Genomic DNA, 15,902 nt, shown 5'->3' on the forward strand with positions numbered 1-15,902 from the left:
AAAGGATCAACCGTTCAGCGCGGCTTTCGCAGGAAGTGCGTCGCTCGCGCTGCCATTGACGAATGCCATGTCATCGATGGTGAGTTCAATATTGCGAAGCTCGCGATTCACCAGAAAATGCTCGGTCTCTTCTACCGTTACGGCAAGATCAAGCGTCGTGTCGAAGCGTTCCTTAAAGGCCTGGATGATCTCATCGACGATGACTTCCGGCGCGGATGCACCTGCCGATAGGCCGACGGTGCGAACGTCGCCGATTTCGCTCCAGTCGATTTCTGCGGCACGCTGCACCAGCACGGAGCGCTGAGCACCGGCACGCAAGGCCACTTCCACCAGACGCTTCGAATTGGACGAATTCGGCGCGCCGACGACAATGAAGAGGTCGCAGCCGGGGGCTGCCTGCTTCACCGCATCCTGGCGGTTGGTGGTGGCGTAGCAGATGCTGTCGGCCGCTGGCGCCTGCATGGCCGGGAACCGTTCCTGCAGCTTGGCGATGACGCCCGCCGTATCATCGACGGAGAGCGTCGTCTGCGTCACGAATCCGAGGTTTTCGGCATCGAGCGGCTGATAAAGTGCTGCGTCTTCCACCGTCTCGATCAGCGATACGGTGCCCTCGGGCAACTGCCCCATGGTGCCGATGACTTCCGGATGGCCGGCGTGGCCGATGAGGATGACATGGCGACCAAGTCGCTGGTGGCGCATGGCCTGCTTGTGGACCTTGGAGACAAGCGGACATGTGGCATCAAGATAGAAAAGGTTACGCGCCTGCGCGTCTTCCGGCACGGATTTCGGCACGCCATGGGCGGAGAACACCACAGGCTGCTGGCGATGTTCGGCAGGAATCTCGTTGAGTTCCTCGACGAAGATCGCACCCTTCGCTTCCAGCCCCTCGACCACGTAGCGGTTATGGACGATCTCGTGGCGCACATAGACAGGAGCGCCATAGGCTTTCAGCGCCAGGACCACGATCTGGATCGCACGATCCACACCGGCGCAGAAACCGCGCGGGCCACAGAGCCTGATGGTGAGAGGCGGCTTGGACACGGCCATGTTCATTCCTGCTCCTTTGCCTCCCGCATTTCATAGACACCGCAAGCGTTGCCCGATGATTGTCGCCCGCCAGCAGCAAGCCGTGCAAGCGAGGCTGCCCTACTCCTTCGGGCCCTTCATGCTCCGCACATAGGCAAAACCGGCCACGAAGACAAGGGCGGCTGCGAGACCGTACCATGTAATCGCATATTGCAGGTGATTATTGGGCAGGTCGATTAGCGTCACGCCGCCCTTTGGCCAGCCGCCCGGATTGGGTGCGTTATTGGCATCAATGAAAAACGGCACGAGCTTTTCGGCAGGAACGCCGGCACTCTTGGCCATGGCGTGAATATCTTTCCAGTAGAAGATATTCTTGGCAAGGTCGTTGTCGGGCAGCATCATGGATGGCTTGGCCGCAAGCTGCGCGCGCGCCAGCCCCTCGATCGTGACACGACCAGCGATCTGCCCCTGCTCACGCTTGGCTGGATCTTTCATGTCGTAAGGCACAAAGCCACGGTTGATGAAGATTTCCCGACCGTCATCCAACGTCAGCGGTGTATAGACATAATAGCCCGTCTGCCCCTGATGCGTGGCGAAGAAGTGCCGCTCCTTGGCGTGATCGAAAACGCCAGAAAGCCGAACGGTGCGATATTCGATGTTACCACCCGACGAGGCGATCGTCTCGATTTCGCTCAGTTCAACAGGAGCGGAATGGACCCGGAGGTCGATTTCGCTCAGCAGGGCTTCCTTCCAGTAAAGGCGCTTCGTCTGCCATGTACCGAGCGACAGGAGAATAATCAGCAACAGAAGCACCAGCGGACCGGCAAACCATAAGCGCCGGTGAGATGGCTTGAGACCGGCGGGGTCAGCCATGGTCGATTTTACCTTCACTGGCATTGTTGCGATATTGCAGTGCCACCATGATACCCTTGAACTTGCGCAGCAGAAGTAGCGAAACGATCACCGTCAAGGGAAGCCAGATCAAGGCATGAAGCCAGACTGGCGGCGCGAAAACGGAATCGAACCAGAGTGCAAGGCCGATGATGAGAAAACCGACGATCAGCATGACGAAGACGGCCGGACCATCGCCAGCGTCGGCAAAAGCATAATCCAGCCCGCACGCGCTGCAACGTGGTTTTAGCTTGATAAATCCATCGAACAGTTTGCCGCGCCCACAGCGGGGGCAGCAGCCTTGCAGTCCGACCTTGATAGGATCGACGGGAGGGAACTCTCCAGTATCGTGCATCCTAGCTCCTCCATCCCTGGATACAAGAAGCGCGGCAACCTGCCGCGCTCAATTCGCCGCTAGATGAAGCGACACTTGCCCTTCGCCATCAAGCGTAGGGCGGCAGCAATGCACCGCCCTCTACAAGTCTCGTCAGTGGCCAGTCTCCGCCAGTGGCGCGCCCCAACCGCCCCAGATGTAGATGGCGAAGAAGAGGAAAAGCCAGACAACGTCGACGAAGTGCCAGTACCAGGCCGCTGCTTCGAAGCCGAAGTGATGCTTTGGCGTGAACCCGCCGGCGATGGCACGGAACAGGCAGACCAGCAGAAAGATGGTTCCAACGAAGACGTGGAAGCCGTGGAAGCCCGTGGACATGAAGAATGTCGCGCCGTAGATCGAATTCTTGAAATCGAACGGAGCGTGGACGTATTCGTAAAACTGTACCGCTGAGAAAAGCACGCCAAGCGCAACGGTCAGAGCCAGGCCGGTAATCATGCCCTTGCGGTCATTGTGCAGCAGAGCATGGTGCGCCCAGGTAACACAAGTTCCCGACAACAGCAGGATGATGGTGTTGTAAAGCGGCAGATGCCACGGATCGATCACCTCGATGCCCTTCGGCGGCCACTGACCGCCCGTATAGGCAAGACGCGCTGCCTGGATGGCTTCATGCGGATATAGGCTTGCATCGAAGTACGCCCAGAACCATGCCACGAAGAACATGACTTCCGAGGCGATAAACATGATCATGCCGTAGCGCAGATGCAGCGAGACGACCGGCGTATGGTGTCCCTCATCGCCTTCCTTGATCGTATCCGCCCACCACGCATACATGGTGTAAAGAACGATCACGAGGCCGATATAGAACATCCAGGGATTGGCAAGTTCGAAGCCGAACAGCTTGAAGGAACTGCCATTCAGGTAGCGCATGTAACAGATGCCGCCAAAGGTCAGCACGAAAGCGCCGATCGATGCCAGAAGCGGCCATGGGCTCGGGCTTATGATATGATAGTCGTGGTTCTTCTGATGCGTATCGGCCATGTGATCAATCCCCGAAGGCTCTTCCCAATTTCGCGAACCCGTCTCGCTGACCTGATATCAGGCGACCGGCTCATTCCCTGGCGCGGTCTTGCAACCACGCCTCCCTCTCTCAAAGTCTCGTTTCGTCACGTTCCGTCTTTGCCGGCAAGGACGCAACCGGTTTTTCCGTTTTCGACGGGTAAAATGTATAGGACAAGGTCAGTGTATGAATGTTCTTCGTTTCCCGAGCCTTGACGATTTCAGGATCGATAAAGAAAACCACCGGCATTTCCAGCGTCTCACCCGGCTGAAGCGTCGTCTCGGTGAAGCAGAAGCACTGCACCTTGTTGAAATAGGCGCCGGCTTCCATCGGCGTCACGTTGAAGACGGCTGTCCCCGTCGTTGCCACGGGAGAACGGTTGGTTGCCTTGAAGGTCACCTGGATCGTCTCGCCAATCCGAGGCTCGACCATCTTGTTCACCGGTCGGAAGTCCCAGTTCAGACCGTTGGAGGTATTGGAATCGAACGTCACCTTCATCGTCTTGTCGAGGATGACATCGGAATATTGCTCGACGCGCTGTGTGGTGCCGTTATAGCCGGTAACCTGGCAGAACAGCCGGTAAAGAGGCACAGAGGCATAGGCCATGCCGACCATGCCGCAGACGAAGACAAGACACAGCACAAGGATCGAGCCGTTGCTCGTCTTTCTGCTTCCCGTCGTCTTTTGAGCTGTTGCCATGTCTCCCTCCTCCCGAGCGTCGTCCGGTCTAGTGACCGCCGATCTTGATGATGGTGATGATGTAGAAGAGCACCACCAGGGCCGCGAGCGTGAGGCCTAGCGCGATATTTCTCCCGCGCCTCGACCTCTTCTGCGCTTCGTTGAGCTTTACAGTCTCGATCATGCCGCACCCCCAAACATCGTGACAAAGGACGGCACGAGATGATCGGCCAGAAGCGCGGAGAAAATCGCAAACAAGTAGAATACCGAGTAAGCGAACATCTTCTTTGCCGGCATCATCTTTTCATCGCCATCCGGCATGCGCCGAACGGTGATAGAACAGTAGACGAAGATGACGCTCAGCACTGCGGCGAAAATTCCATAGCCCAATCCGGCGAGACCGGAGAAATAAGGTGCCACGGCGACCGCCATGGTCAGGACGGAATAGGCAATCATCTGGTTCTTGGTCGAGCGTTCCCCGGCGACATTCGGCATCATCGGGATGCCGACAGAGCCATAATCGCGCATCTTGAAGAGCGCCAAGGCCCAGAAATGCGCAGGCGTCCACAAAAAGATGATCAGAAACAGGATGGTGCTGTCGAGGGACACGTTGCCCGTGACGCAAGCCCAGCCGAGCATGGGCGGGAAAGCACCTGCAGCACCACCGATCACGATGTTCTGCGGCGTCGAGCGCTTGAGCCATATCGTATAGACGACAGCATAGAAGAAGATGGTAAAGGCCAGAAGACCGGCAGCAAACCAGTTGACCGCGAGACCCAGAATAGCAACCGAGAAGACCGAGAGCGTCAGTCCGAAGGCAAGCGCCTCACCCGGCGCAATCCGGCCGGATGGAATGGGGCGCTTGGCCGTGCGGGACATGACCGCATCGATATCGGCATCGTACCACATATTCAACGCGCCCGACGCCCCTGCGCCGACCGCGATGCAAAGGATCGCAATCACGCCGAGGATCGGATTGATTTCGCCCGGGGCGAGAATAAGTCCGGCAACGGCCGTGAAAACCACGAGCGACATGACTCGGGGTTTCAAAAGCTCGAAGTAATCGCGCGCGCCGGCTTCCGAAAGCGAGGCGGAGTCGATTGCCAGCGTGTCGCGATTGTCAATAACGGTCATTATTTCCTGCTTTCCCGAAAGGCGCCCCATCGCAATGCGGCGCCACTTCTCATTTCGCCCGGCGTAAAACTGACATCTATCATGTTACGCCGGACAAAACGCTCGGACAAAATGCCTCAGCGGATGCGCGGAAGCTGCTCCCACTGGTGGTAAGGCGGAGGAGACGACAGCTGCCATTCCAGCGTGGTGGCACCTGGACCCCAGGGATTGTCGCCAGCGATCCGCTTCTTGGCGAAGGCTTCCCAGACGCCGAAGAGGAAGATCAGGACGGCAACCGCCGAGATGTAGGAGCCGTAGGACGATACCAGGTTCCAGCCCGCATAGGCATCCGGATAGTCGATATAGCGGCGCGGCATGCCGGCCAGACCCAAGAAGTGCTGCGGGAAGAAGATCAGGTTGACGCCGACGAACATGACCCAGAAGTGCAGATTGCCGATTTTCTGGTTGTACATGTAGCCGGTGATTTTCGGGAACCAGTAGTACCAGCCAGCAAAGATGGCGAAGACGGCACCGAGCGACAACACGTAGTGGAAGTGCGCCACGACGTAGTAGGTGTCGTGCAGCGAACGGTCGAGACCGGCATTGGCGAGCTGAACGCCGGTAACACCACCCACCGTGAAGAGGAAGATGAAGCCGATTGCCCAGATCATCGGTGTCGTAAAGGTCAGCGAGCCGCCCCACATCGTTGCGATCCAGGAGAAGATCTTGATGCCGGTCGGCACCGCGATCACCATGGTTGCAAAGACGAAGTAGCGCTGCGCTTCAAGCGAGAGGCCCACGGTGTACATGTGGTGTGCCCACACGATGAAGCCGACGGCACCGATCGCGACCATGGCGTAGGCCATGCCAAGGTAACCGAAGATCGGCTTCAGCGAGAAGGTCGACACGATGTGGCTGATGATGCCGAAGCCGGGCAGGATCAGAATGTAGACTTCCGGGTGACCGAAGAACCAGAACAGGTGCTGGTAGAGGATCGGGTCGCCGCCGCCGTCAGGAGAGAAGAAGGTGGTGCCGAAATTGCGGTCCGTCAGAAGCATGGTGATGCCACCTGCCAGAACCGGAAGCGACAGAAGCAGAAGGAAGGCGGTGACAAGCACGGACCAGGCAAACAGCGGCATCTTGTGCAGCGTCATGCCGGGCGCGCGCATGTTGAGGATCGTGGTGATGAAGTTGATCGCACCAAGGATCGAGGATGCACCGGCAACGTGAAGCGCGAAGATCGCAAGATCGACCGCCGGCCCCGGCATACCGCTCGTTGACAGCGGTGGATACATGGTCCAGCCACCACCCACACCATAGGCACCTGCCGGACCTTCGACGAAGAGCGAAAGAAGAAGCAGAATGAAGGCGGGCACGAGCAGCCAGAAAGAGATGTTGTTCAAGCGCGGGAAAGCCATGTCCGGCGCGCCGATCATGATCGGCACCATCCAGTTGGCGAAACCGCCGATCATGGCGGGCATGACCATGAAGAAGATCATGATGAGCGCATGCGCGGTGGTGAACACATTGTACATGTGCTTGCCGCCGTCGATGGCTGCGTCACCTTCGAAGCCATAGACCATTGTTGCCAGACCGTGGAAGATCTGGATGCCAGGTTCCTGAAGCTCCATACGCATGACGACCGAAAGGCCGCCGCCGATGATGCCGGCAATGATTGCGAAGATCAGATAGAGCGTGCCGATATCTTTGTGGTTGGTCGAAAAGAACCAGCGCTGCGCAAAGCTCGGCATATGATCGTGGTGCGCATGATCGTCGCCATGCGCACCATGGGCGACACGATCATGAGAGTGATGGTCGTCGTGTGCGGAATGTCCAGCCATTGTCCTCACCCCTTGCCTTAGTTGGTTTCATTTGCAACGACGCGAAGGGCGCTTGCGCCATCCACAGAAGCCATCAGCGCCCGGTTGGCACCGCTCAAATCAGAAGCAGCGGCAGCAGCCCAGGTTTTATATTGCTCTTCGGAAACCACCCGTATGGCAATCGGCATGAAGGCGTGATCCTTGCCGCAAAGCTCGGAACACTGACCGTAGTAAAGTCCTTCTTTTTCCGTCTTGAACCAGGTTTCGTTCAGACGGCCAGGAACGGCGTCGATCTTGACGCCGAAGGCCGGCATCGCAAACGCGTGAATGACATCCGTCGGCGCAGCGGTGACGAGAAGACGAACCGTCTTGTTCACCGGAACGACCATTTCATTATCAACGGCGAGAAGGCGCGGATAGATCGCGCGGTTTTCCTTGCCGGCAGCAGCGCGGTCGGCATCCTTCAACAAGTAGCTGTCGAAGGCCAGAGGCTCGGAGCCTTCCGCCGCCTGGTATTCGTAGTTCCACTGCCATTGGGTGGCGGTTGCCTTCAATGTCAGGTCAGGATTTTCCGGCTGCGTCAGCTGCGCGTTGAGCAGGTTGAAGGACGGGAATGCCAGGAAAAGAAGAATGAGAACTGGAGCCAGGGTCCAGATGATTTCGATCGCCGTATTGTGGCTGGTCTTGGACGGTACCGGATTCTTGGATGCCCTGAACTTCGCAACAACGAGAATGAGCAGGACGAGAACGAAAAGCGTGACGGGAACGATAAACCACAGGGTATATTGTTCAAACCAACGAATTTCGTGCATGATTGGCGTTGCGGCCTCCTGCAATCCCATCTGCCAATCCTTCGGCTGGTCAGCGCGGGCGCCGACAGCCGAGAGCAGACAGATCATGCCCGCAAACGCTGCGTTAATCCTAGTAATCACGGTACCTCTCCCTCACGCACCCGGTCATGATCAATCCCAGGCACAGAATCCATGCTTATAGTATTAGACTCAAATCATAGTTTGCCCGCCGCCGCAATATCGCCCAGCTTTTGCAGAGTGGCATTTTTCTTCCCCCTAATTTTTCCCACACACGCATCGTTGAAACCGTATCGATAAACCGAAAGCGGCACTCATCATTCCTGAAGCCCTATTGGATTTAAGCCTCCGCAGGTCCTATTTTGGCCGTACTCACTTGGAAATGAGAGACCCGGCTCTTTCATTTCCAGCACCGGACGTCAAAATAGCCGCACTGATTCGAATTCCAGAGGTATCCATGCGTCTGCCCCCGATTGCGCGCGCCGCTCTTGTCGCCGCCGGTTTCTCTCTTCTCGCGTCCGGCGCGAGCGTCGCCCAGCAGCCGCCTGGTACGCCGAAGTCCACCCACGGCTCATGGTCGGTCATCTGCGACAAGCCCGCGGGCGCGTCCGAAGAGCAATGCGCATTGATGCAGAACGTCATTGCCGACGACCGCCCGGAAGTCGGCCTTTCCGTCGTCGTGCTGAAGACCGCCGACCGCAAATCCCGCATTCTTCGCATCCTCGCACCGCTTGGCGTGCTGCTGAAGGATGGAATGGAACTCTACATCGACAATAACAATATCGGCCGCGCCTATTTCACCCGCTGCTTTTCCGAGGGCTGCTATGTGGAAGTCGACATCGACGACGAGCTGATGAAGGTTCTGCGTGCGGGAAAGCACGCGGTTTTCGCATTGCGTGAATCGGTCGACCAGGATCGCGTCGGTATTCCGATCGAACTCAGCGGCTTTGCTGAAGGATATGACGCGCTTCCTTGACGTATGCTGTGGCTGGCGGACAGAAGCGCTCGCCCGATCGACAATTCCCAAACAGACCCGTGAGGCGGCTTGCGCCGCCACATTCCAGCACCTAAATCTCACATGAATAGATGATGGATGCTGACGCCTGGAGTACGCGATGACCCAAGACCTTCTGACGCTTTTCGATTGCGATGAGGGGACGTTGCGGAGCCGCGTCGCGGACGCGCTTGCAGGCGCCGATGATGGCGAACTCTTCGTGGAACATGCCCAGGCGGAGTCGCTCACCTTCGACAATGGCCGCCTGAAAGGCGGCAGCTTCACTACCGATCAGGGTTTTGGCCTCCGCGCCGTTGTCGGCGAGACGGTCGGTTACGCCCATGCGGGCGAACTTTCGACCGCAGCACTGCAACGCGCAGCCGATGCGGTTGGTGCGGTGACCAAGGGCTACTCCGGCTCTTATGCGGCAGCACCCCAGCGCACCAACAAGAAGCTCTATGGCGACGAAAACCCGATCGGCTCGCCCTCCTTCGAGGAAAAGGTCAAGCTTCTGACCGAGATCGACACCTATCTGCGCGACAAAGACCCCAAGGTTCGCCAGGTCACGGCATCGATTGCAGCAAGCTGGCAGATCGTCGACATTCTGCGCGCCGATGGGCACCGCGTCAGTGACGTTCGCCCCATGACACGCATCAATATCTCCGTGGTCACCGGTGAAGGCGATCGCCAGGAGACCGGTTCCTACGGTATTGGCGGACGTGTCGGCTTCGGTGATTTCATTACCACCGAGAACTGGCAGCGGGGCGCTGACGAGGCGCTGCGCCAGGCGCTGGTCAATCTGACGGCAATCGACGCGCCTGCCGGCACAATGGATGTCGTGCTCGGCTCCGGCTGGCCCGGCGTCATGCTGCACGAGGCGGTCGGGCATGGTCTCGAAGGCGATTTCAACCGCAAGAAGACATCGGCCTTCGCAGGCCTGCTTGGTGAGATGGTCGCAGCACCTGGCGTCACAGTGGTGGATGATGGAACCATCGACAACCGTCGCGGCTCGCTGACGGTGGACGACGAGGGCACGCCGTCCGGCTACAATGTGCTGATCGAAAACGGCAAGCTTGTCGGCTATATGCAGGATCGTCAAAACGCCCGGCTGATGGGCATGACGGCGACGGGCAACGGACGCCGGCAGGGTTATTCCCACGTTCCCATGCCGCGCATGACCAACACCTACATGCTTGGCGGAGACAAGACTCCGGAAGAGATCATCGCGTCGGTCAAGAAGGGCATCTACGCCGTCTCCTTCGGCGGTGGCCAGGTGGACATCACGTCGGGCAAATTCGTCTTCGGATGCACCGAGGCCTATCTTATCGAGAATGGCAAGATCGGCGCACCGGTCAAGGGCGCCATGCTGATCGGCAACGGACCGGATGCGATGAAGCGTGTGACCATGATCGGCAACGACATGAAGCTCGACACCGGCATCGGCAATTGCGGCAAGGCCGGCCAGTGGGTGCCTGTCGGTGTTGGTCAGCCGCATCTACGCATGGACCAGATCACGGTCGGCGGCACCAAGGCCTGAGGTCTGCAGATGGGGACGCTCGTCAAGATCGTTCCCTATAATGCTGACTGGCCGCGTCTCTATCGCGAGACCCAAGACCGTCTTGAGGCCTTGTTGGGCGACATTGCCGAAGGCATCAAGCATGTCGGCAGCACGGCCGTTCCCGGCCTCGCCGCCAAGCCCTATATTGATATCGACGTTGTTCTGAAACATTCCACGCAGATGGACGATAGCAGGGCGCGCATGCAAGCCGCTGGCCTCGAGCCGCGCGGGTCTCGCCATGGTGACGGAGTGTTTGCCTTTACGCTTCGGGATCCGTTGCCGGGTCTGCGCGTTTATCTTTGCCCGCCCAATAGACTCACCCGTCAGAACAGATTGCGTTTCCGTGATATCCTCCGCCAGAACCCCTCTCTTGCCAATCACTATGCGACGCTTAAGATGGCTCTCGCCGAGAAATATATGGACGATAGCGATGCCTATACCCGCGCCAAGTCCGACTTCATTCGCGAGACGCTGAATACCGACACGTCCCCGCATCCGCGCCCTAAGCGCCCTCTCCCCCGATCAGGAAAAGATGACCTTCGTTTCCAATGCACTCGTTCCCGAACTGGCCGTCACGGACTGGCACAAGAGCCGGACATTCTATTGTGACCTGATCGGCTTTCATGTCGTCTATGAGCGACCGGAAGAAGGTTTCACCTATCTTGCGCTTGGCGACGCCCAGTTGATGATCGACCAGATCGGTGCCGGACGCACCTTCGAGCAGGAGAATGCGCCAATCCACTTCCCCTTCGGACGGGGCATGAACCTGCAACTCGCTGTCCCGTCCCTTCAACCCATCCTCGACAGGCTGGAGCTTGCGCGCGTGCCACTTTTTCTTCCGCTTGAAGAGAAATGGTACCGCAAAGGGGAGACTGAGGTCGGTAACCGGCAGTTCGTCGTCGCCGATCCGGATGGCTATCTCATTCGCCCATTCGAGAGCCTCGGCGAACGCGTCTTTCGGTTCGGGTAAGGCATGGACATGACACTACCTCGCATGCCCAAAGCAGTCGTCTTCGATATGGACGGCGTTCTGATCGACACCGAGACGCTTTATCGCGATTCCTTCCTGGCGGCTTCGCAGGATGGTGGGCACGATTTGCCTGTGGAACTGTACCAGCGTGTCTGCGGAAGTCCCTGGGATGTCATCAGCGGCACGATCATTGCCGAACATGGCGCTGATTTTCCAATGGATGCGTTTCGTGACGCATGGCTGCGTCATCTGGCCGTCAGCATGGCCGGCGGCGTCGAACTCAAGGCGGGCGTCGTGAAGATGCTCGACCTCCTGGACGATCTTAAGCTTCCGCGCGCCATCGCCACCTCATCCCGGCACGAATCCGTCAATCGACATCTTGGGCCCCATAATCTCCTTGACCGCTTCGATCACATCGTGGCGCGCGAGGATTATACCGAGCCGAAGCCCTCCCCCATGCCCTATCTAACCGCTGCCCAACGTCTTGGCGTCGATCCTGCGGAATGCTTGGCGCTGGAAGATTCCTATCACGGCGTTCAATCCGCCTCCTCCGCCGGGATGATAACGGTGATGGTGCCGGATGTCGCGCCTGCGACCGAGCGTATGCGGGAGACGTGCATTGCGATCTGCTCCGGCCTGTCGGAGGTCGCTGCCCTGCTTCGTGATGAAAGGACGCTCGGCTAGTCGATAGCAGCAGGATCGAAGCGCCATTTGCGTTCGATCGAACCGATGAGATCCAGCTGGTTGTGATAGGCAAGCAGAAGGACGTGGCCGAGCAGGTCTGCGACCTCATCGGAAAGGTCTTGCCTCATTTCCTCTGGCGTTTTGCCCTTCGCCCGACCACGCGCCGTCAAGCGGTTCCACGCTTGCGTCACCTCGCCGACCTCTTCCTGCAGCTTCAGCATGAACCAGTCAGGATCACGCTCGATACTGTTTGATAGAGCGTAGCTTGCCGAGGCCTTTTCGAATTTTTGCATCAGGTCAGCCAGCATCACGTTCCCCCTTCGTTCACGCGAACACTGACCACGATTCGCCCGCTACTGTCGACGGCCATTCCGCTTACGGCATCGGCCCGAAATCGGACCCGATTTTCGGAAAGCACGATGCGTCGGTTCAGAACGGTGAAGCGTCCATTGTGCGTCCAATAGGACGCACGGCGCTTTAGGGGTACATGCGGACCTTCGCCCATGGGGCGTCGGTGGATTCACGCCGGAATTCCACCCGGTCGTGGAGGCGGAATTTCCGGTCGTGCCAGAATTCGATGGTCAGCGGGTTGATGCGAAAGCCAGACCAGTATGGCGGACGCGGGATGTCACCCAGCGCATATTTGGCGGTGTATTCCGCCACCGCCTTTTCAAGTGCAAATCGGCTTTCCAGCGGTCGGGACTGCTTGGAAGCCCAGGCACCGATGCGGCTACCGCGCGGTCGCGAGGCATAATATTCATCCGCCTCTTCGTCCGACACCACCTCTACAAGACCACGAACACGCACCTGTCGGCGCAGGCTTTTCCAGTGGAAGCACAAGCCGGCTTTCTGTTGCCCAAGAAGTTCGCGCCCCTTGCGGCTCTCGAAATTCGTGTAGATCACGAAGCCGCGCTCGTCCGCCGCCTTCAGCAGCACCATACGCACGCTCGGCATTCCGTCCTCATCCACAGAAGCAAGCGCCACCGCATTTGGATCGTTTACCTCCGACGCGGTTGCATCACGCAACCATTCGGCGAAAAGCGCAAATGGTTCATTTTCTTCCGTGAAGTCACTAGATGTTAACCCCGATTCCGACATATTGAATAAAATGCTCCAAAGCTGATTTGCGTACCAGAGATGAGTTCTGGGTAAGAGATGGTGATCGTCATAGCAAAGTCGAACAGTCGCACAAAGAGCTTCCTGTCATCGGTCGTCAATGTTTTTGCCGCCGGCTTTCTGGCCGTTGCACTGACTGGCTGTGTCAGCCTTGATCTTTTCGGCGGCGAAAAAGTCGACCGCTCGCTCTCCACGGCCTCCGTGCCAAACCAGCCGACCCAGCCGGCGCTCTCCGATGATGCCACCATTCGCAATGCCGTGACATCTGCCGATCTGGTGAAGGTTGCCGAATCCCCCGTTCCCTGGGCAAATGCAGCGACCGGCAGCGCCGGTGTTGTCACCGCCATCCGCGAAGACAGAACGACGGGCTTCGTCTGCCGCAACTTCAATACCACGCGCCATTCCTTTGAAGGCGTGGCGAGCTATACCGGGCAAGCCTGCCTTTCTGAGACAGGCGAATGGCTGATGACCCGCTTCGATCAGAAGTAAAGCATTTACCTTATTCTGCGAGATGAGACCCGCGACACGCTCAGTCATGCGTGTGTAAAGGTCTGGTTAGCAACTTCTTGCCACAGTCCCATCCAGTTCAAGACACTGATCGTGCAACATTTTCAAAGGTTGGCACGTTCAGGTCTCGAGTTTCCTCTGTTTCAGGTCGCTTCAACAGGCGGCTGCAGTCTCGGGCGTAACTGGTGGTTCGGATGCGTGATCCCTATTCTATTCTCGGCGTCAAGCGCGATGCCGATTCGGACGAGATAAAGGCCGCCTGGCGTTCCAAGGCGAAGACCGTTCATCCCGATCACAATCGCGATGACCCGGATGCCAACGCGCGCTTCACCGAGATCGGTCAGGCCTATGATCTGTTGAAGGACCCGAAGAAGCGCGGTCTCTATGACCAGGCGCGCCGGGCCTCGGACGGCAAGCAGCGAGAACAAACCATCATGCAGAAGCGGGAAGCCGCACGTGAGGCCGCCCGCCAGGCTGCCGAACGTGCAAAGGCCGCCGAGAAGCTGATGGAAGAATTGGCTCGGGCGCAGGCGCGCAACGAGAAAGCCACCGCCGAAAGCGAAGAAGGTCCTTCGGCCACCACCACGAGCGGAAGCACCAAGCCGGAAACGCCCGAGGATATGCTGGAGCGTATTTTCGGCGCGGAAGCCAAGGTGAAGGGCGGCGTGGACTCGGGCAAGAGCGGTGTGGCTGGATCTGCCGAAGACGCATCCGCTCAGGAGACGGCGGAAGCCGGAAACTCTGTTGCGCTCGGCTTTTTCAATGCACTTATCCGGCGCTTCAAACCGGCTCCACCGGTCGTGGAGAAAGCACCCGACATGACGGCGGAAGCGATCGTAACCGTGAGCGATATTATCGCTCAGAAGCAGGTGACGCTTCGCATGCCAGACGAGCGCGATGTGCGCTTTCAATTGCCGGTCGGAGCTACGGATGGACATGTGGTTCGGCTGAAGGGTCAGGGCCTCAAGCTGCCGGACGCACCACGTGGCGATCTCGTCGTCACCGTTTTGACCGCACGCGACGACGCGTTCACCGTGAAGGGCTACGATATCCACACGAGCCTACCGATTGCACTGGCCGATGCAGTACTCGGTTGCGAGGCCAAGGTTCAATCGCCTCGCGGAGAACAGCAGCTCTCGGTACCGGCCTGGTCTGGTTCGGATAAGGCTATTCATGTGCCTGGAAAAGGCTTGCAAAAGGACGATGGCACCTTCGGCGATCTTGTCGTCGAGCTGCGGATCGTGCTGCTTGAAACACCGGATGCTAAAGTAACAGACCTGATGCGCCACATGCGCGAAGGCCTTTACCTGTGACCACTCCGCGAAAGCGGTGAACAACGCACCCTTTGTTACGATCCCTTACATGAGATGATCTGAGGCCTTCTTGAACAGTGGTTCTGCCTATGCCATAGGCAGGATCATTTTGGAATATGAGGGAGCATTACATGGCTCAGACATCCGGCCTGATGGCTGGCAAGCGCGGTCTCATCATGGGCGTCGCAAACAATCGTTCGATTGCCTGGGGCATTGCCAAGGCCTGCGCCGATGCGGGTGCCGAACTTGCCTTCACCTGGCAGGGTGATGCATTGAAGAAGCGCGTCGAGCCTCTCGCCCAGGAACTTGGCGCCTTCATGGCTGGCCATTGCGATGTGACCGATCTCGAAACGTTGGATACCGTTTTCTCGAATCTCGAAGCGCATTGGGGCAAGATCGACTTCGTCGTGCACGCCATCGCCTTTTCCGACAAGGACGAATTGACGGGTCGCTACCTCGACACGAGTCGCGACAACTTCAACCGCACCATGGACATCTCCGTCTATTCTTTGGCCGCCGTTGCAAAGCGCGCCGAGCCGATCATGAATGACGGTGGCTCGATGGTGACGCTGACCTATTATGGCGCCGAGAAAGTCATGCCGAACTACAACGTCATGGGCGTTGCCAAGGCGGCGCTCGAGGCCAGCGTGCGCTATCTGGCGGTCGATCTCGGCAACCGCGGTATTCGCGTCAACGCCGTCTCCGCCGGCCCGATCAAGACACTTGCCGCCGCCGGTATCGGCGATTTCCGCTATATCTTGAAGTGGAACGAGTATAACGCGCCGCTGAAGCGCACTGTTTCCATCGAGGAAGTCGGCAAGTCCGCGCTTTACCTGCTGTCTGATCTCTCCACCGGCGTGACCGGCGAAGTGCATCACGTGGATTCAGGCTATCACGCGATCGGCATGAAGGCTGTAGACGCGCCCGATATCTCCGTCGTAAAAGACTAACATTGTTCAGCAATAACGATTGGCGCCGCCTCATTTTTGACGTGCGGCGCCGTCACGTCTTTAAAGGACAGAGTTAAAAAAG

19 protein-coding genes are annotated in these 15,902 nt (G+C 58.2%); 8 read left to right on the forward strand and 11 right to left on the reverse strand.

What is annotated here, in order from left to right:
* Window positions 1-6 precede the first annotated feature (6 nt).
* The 9 genes from ispH to coxB form a co-directional block, all read right to left on the reverse strand.
* Complete coding sequence (gene ispH, locus ACTJK5_RS08695) at window positions 7-1,053, reverse strand: 4-hydroxy-3-methylbut-2-enyl diphosphate reductase (protein WP_440612177.1); 1,047 nt, start codon at window positions 1,051-1,053, stop codon at window positions 7-9.
* A gap of 93 nt (window positions 1,054-1,146) precedes the next feature.
* On the reverse strand, window positions 1,147-1,923 hold the full coding sequence (locus ACTJK5_RS08700) for an SURF1 family protein (protein WP_440612178.1): 777 nt from the start codon (window positions 1,921-1,923) through the stop codon (window positions 1,147-1,149).
* Entirely contained in the window at window positions 1,892-2,272 is a 381-nt protein-coding gene (locus ACTJK5_RS08705) for a DUF983 domain-containing protein (RefSeq protein WP_062599454.1), read from the reverse strand. The genes ACTJK5_RS08700 and ACTJK5_RS08705 overlap by 32 nt, the downstream gene beginning before the upstream one ends.
* Before the next feature lie 132 nt (window positions 2,273-2,404).
* On the reverse strand, window positions 2,405-3,289 hold the full coding sequence (locus ACTJK5_RS08710) for a cytochrome c oxidase subunit 3 (RefSeq protein ID WP_062425889.1): 885 nt from the start codon (window positions 3,287-3,289) through the stop codon (window positions 2,405-2,407).
* Window positions 3,290-3,398: 109 nt separating this feature from the next.
* Window positions 3,399-4,007, reverse strand: coding sequence for a cytochrome c oxidase assembly protein (locus ACTJK5_RS08715; RefSeq protein WP_112359397.1), 609 nt, complete (start codon window positions 4,005-4,007; stop codon window positions 3,399-3,401).
* 28 nt (window positions 4,008-4,035) lie between these two features.
* On the reverse strand, window positions 4,036-4,170 hold the full coding sequence (locus ACTJK5_RS08720) for a hypothetical protein (RefSeq protein WP_153311095.1): 135 nt from the start codon (window positions 4,168-4,170) through the stop codon (window positions 4,036-4,038).
* Window positions 4,167-5,120 (reverse strand): heme o synthase, encoded by a 954-nt coding sequence (locus tag ACTJK5_RS08725; RefSeq protein WP_440612179.1) that lies wholly within the window; start codon window positions 5,118-5,120, stop codon window positions 4,167-4,169. The genes ACTJK5_RS08720 and ACTJK5_RS08725 overlap by 4 nt, the downstream gene beginning before the upstream one ends.
* Window positions 5,121-5,236: 116 nt before the next feature.
* Complete coding sequence (gene ctaD / locus ACTJK5_RS08730; protein WP_113260024.1) at window positions 5,237-6,940, reverse strand: cytochrome c oxidase subunit I; 1,704 nt, start codon at window positions 6,938-6,940, stop codon at window positions 5,237-5,239.
* Between the two features lie 17 nt (window positions 6,941-6,957).
* The gene (gene coxB, locus ACTJK5_RS08735) at window positions 6,958-7,818 is read right to left on the reverse strand and encodes a cytochrome c oxidase subunit II (protein ID WP_440612589.1); all 861 of its coding nucleotides are present in this window, start codon (window positions 7,816-7,818) and stop codon (window positions 6,958-6,960) included.
* A 367-nt stretch (window positions 7,819-8,185) separates the two neighbouring features.
* Between coxB and ACTJK5_RS08740 the strand changes: the two genes are divergently transcribed.
* The 5 genes from ACTJK5_RS08740 (at window position 8,186) to ACTJK5_RS08760 (ending at window position 11,934) form a co-directional block, all read left to right on the forward strand.
* A complete protein-coding gene (locus ACTJK5_RS08740) occupies window positions 8,186-8,704 on the forward strand; it encodes an invasion associated locus B family protein (RefSeq protein ID WP_062425894.1) in 519 nt (172 codons plus the stop codon).
* Between the two features lie 139 nt (window positions 8,705-8,843).
* Complete coding sequence (tldD, locus tag ACTJK5_RS08745) at window positions 8,844-10,259, forward strand: metalloprotease TldD (protein WP_440612180.1); 1,416 nt, start codon at window positions 8,844-8,846, stop codon at window positions 10,257-10,259.
* Between the two features lie 9 nt (window positions 10,260-10,268).
* Window positions 10,269-10,889 (forward strand): GrpB family protein, encoded by a 621-nt coding sequence (locus ACTJK5_RS08750; protein WP_440612181.1) that lies wholly within the window; start codon window positions 10,269-10,271, stop codon window positions 10,887-10,889.
* A complete protein-coding gene (locus tag ACTJK5_RS08755) occupies window positions 10,813-11,250 on the forward strand; it encodes a bleomycin resistance protein (RefSeq protein ID WP_312809130.1) in 438 nt (145 codons plus the stop codon). Before ACTJK5_RS08750 ends, ACTJK5_RS08755 begins: the two co-directional genes overlap by 77 nt.
* Before the next feature lie 24 nt (window positions 11,251-11,274).
* Window positions 11,275-11,934, forward strand: a complete 660-nt coding sequence (locus tag ACTJK5_RS08760) for an HAD family hydrolase (protein ID WP_440612182.1) — start codon at window positions 11,275-11,277, stop codon at window positions 11,932-11,934.
* On the opposite strand, the gene ACTJK5_RS08765 is transcribed toward ACTJK5_RS08760, so the two are convergent.
* Window positions 11,931-12,242 (reverse strand): pyrophosphatase, encoded by a 312-nt coding sequence (locus tag ACTJK5_RS08765; RefSeq protein WP_440612183.1) that lies wholly within the window; start codon window positions 12,240-12,242, stop codon window positions 11,931-11,933. The two genes, ACTJK5_RS08760 and ACTJK5_RS08765, sit on opposite strands and share 4 nt — an antisense overlap.
* Before the next feature lie 169 nt (window positions 12,243-12,411).
* Window positions 12,412-13,032 (reverse strand): pyridoxamine 5'-phosphate oxidase, encoded by a 621-nt coding sequence (gene pdxH, locus ACTJK5_RS08770; RefSeq protein ID WP_440612184.1) that lies wholly within the window; start codon window positions 13,030-13,032, stop codon window positions 12,412-12,414.
* 57 nt (window positions 13,033-13,089) lie between these two features.
* Here pdxH and ACTJK5_RS08775 point away from each other — a divergent pair, with 57 nt between their 5' ends.
* The 3 genes from ACTJK5_RS08775 to fabI all read left to right on the forward strand — a co-directional run bounded on the left by ACTJK5_RS08775 (window position 13,090) and on the right by fabI (window position 15,820).
* Window positions 13,090-13,539 (forward strand): RT0821/Lpp0805 family surface protein, encoded by a 450-nt coding sequence (locus tag ACTJK5_RS08775; RefSeq protein ID WP_082479170.1) that lies wholly within the window; start codon window positions 13,090-13,092, stop codon window positions 13,537-13,539.
* A 212-nt stretch (window positions 13,540-13,751) separates the two neighbouring features.
* A complete protein-coding gene (locus ACTJK5_RS08780) occupies window positions 13,752-14,870 on the forward strand; it encodes a DnaJ C-terminal domain-containing protein (RefSeq protein ID WP_062439030.1) in 1,119 nt (372 codons plus the stop codon).
* Window positions 14,871-15,001: 131 nt separating this feature from the next.
* Window positions 15,002-15,820 (forward strand): enoyl-ACP reductase FabI, encoded by an 819-nt coding sequence (gene fabI / locus ACTJK5_RS08785; RefSeq protein ID WP_062425901.1) that lies wholly within the window; start codon window positions 15,002-15,004, stop codon window positions 15,818-15,820.
* The last annotated feature ends 82 nt before the right edge of the window (window positions 15,821-15,902 follow it).

Source organism: Agrobacterium sp. 22094 (assembly GCF_052046015.1).
Taxonomy (GTDB): Bacteria; Pseudomonadota; Alphaproteobacteria; order Rhizobiales; family Rhizobiaceae; genus Agrobacterium; species Agrobacterium cavarae.

Bases quoted from the DNA above. Each gene is read 5' to 3' on its own strand.
- tldD (WP_440612180.1), top strand. From the start codon at position 8,844: ATGACCCAAGACCTTCTGACGCTTTTCGATTGCGATGAGGGGACGTTG.
- ACTJK5_RS08710 (WP_062425889.1), bottom strand. From the start codon at position 3,289: ATGGCCGATACGCATCAGAAGAACCACGACTATCATATCATAAGCCCG.
- ACTJK5_RS08755 (WP_312809130.1), top strand. From the start codon at position 10,813: ATGACCTTCGTTTCCAATGCACTCGTTCCCGAACTGGCCGTCACGGAC.
- ACTJK5_RS08765 (WP_440612183.1), bottom strand. From the start codon at position 12,242: ATGCTGGCTGACCTGATGCAAAAATTCGAAAAGGCCTCGGCAAGCTAC.
- coxB (WP_440612589.1), bottom strand. From the start codon at position 7,818: ATGATCTGTCTGCTCTCGGCTGTCGGCGCCCGCGCTGACCAGCCGAAG.
- ACTJK5_RS08715 (WP_112359397.1), bottom strand. From the start codon at position 4,007: ATGGCAACAGCTCAAAAGACGACGGGAAGCAGAAAGACGAGCAACGGC.
- ACTJK5_RS08705 (WP_062599454.1), bottom strand. From the start codon at position 2,272: ATGCACGATACTGGAGAGTTCCCTCCCGTCGATCCTATCAAGGTCGGA.
- ACTJK5_RS08740 (WP_062425894.1), top strand. From the start codon at position 8,186: ATGCGTCTGCCCCCGATTGCGCGCGCCGCTCTTGTCGCCGCCGGTTTC.
- ACTJK5_RS08720 (WP_153311095.1), bottom strand. From the start codon at position 4,170: ATGATCGAGACTGTAAAGCTCAACGAAGCGCAGAAGAGGTCGAGGCGC.
- ACTJK5_RS08780 (WP_062439030.1), top strand. From the start codon at position 13,752: ATGCGTGATCCCTATTCTATTCTCGGCGTCAAGCGCGATGCCGATTCG.
- pdxH (WP_440612184.1), bottom strand. From the start codon at position 13,032: ATGTCGGAATCGGGGTTAACATCTAGTGACTTCACGGAAGAAAATGAA.
- ACTJK5_RS08700 (WP_440612178.1), bottom strand. From the start codon at position 1,923: ATGCCAGTGAAGGTAAAATCGACCATGGCTGACCCCGCCGGTCTCAAG.
- ACTJK5_RS08775 (WP_082479170.1), top strand. From the start codon at position 13,090: ATGGTGATCGTCATAGCAAAGTCGAACAGTCGCACAAAGAGCTTCCTG.
- ACTJK5_RS08750 (WP_440612181.1), top strand. From the start codon at position 10,269: ATGGGGACGCTCGTCAAGATCGTTCCCTATAATGCTGACTGGCCGCGT.
- ctaD (WP_113260024.1), bottom strand. From the start codon at position 6,940: ATGGCTGGACATTCCGCACACGACGACCATCACTCTCATGATCGTGTC.
- fabI (WP_062425901.1), top strand. From the start codon at position 15,002: ATGGCTCAGACATCCGGCCTGATGGCTGGCAAGCGCGGTCTCATCATG.
- ispH (WP_440612177.1), bottom strand. From the start codon at position 1,053: ATGAACATGGCCGTGTCCAAGCCGCCTCTCACCATCAGGCTCTGTGGC.
- ACTJK5_RS08725 (WP_440612179.1), bottom strand. From the start codon at position 5,120: ATGACCGTTATTGACAATCGCGACACGCTGGCAATCGACTCCGCCTCG.
- ACTJK5_RS08760 (WP_440612182.1), top strand. From the start codon at position 11,275: ATGCCCAAAGCAGTCGTCTTCGATATGGACGGCGTTCTGATCGACACC.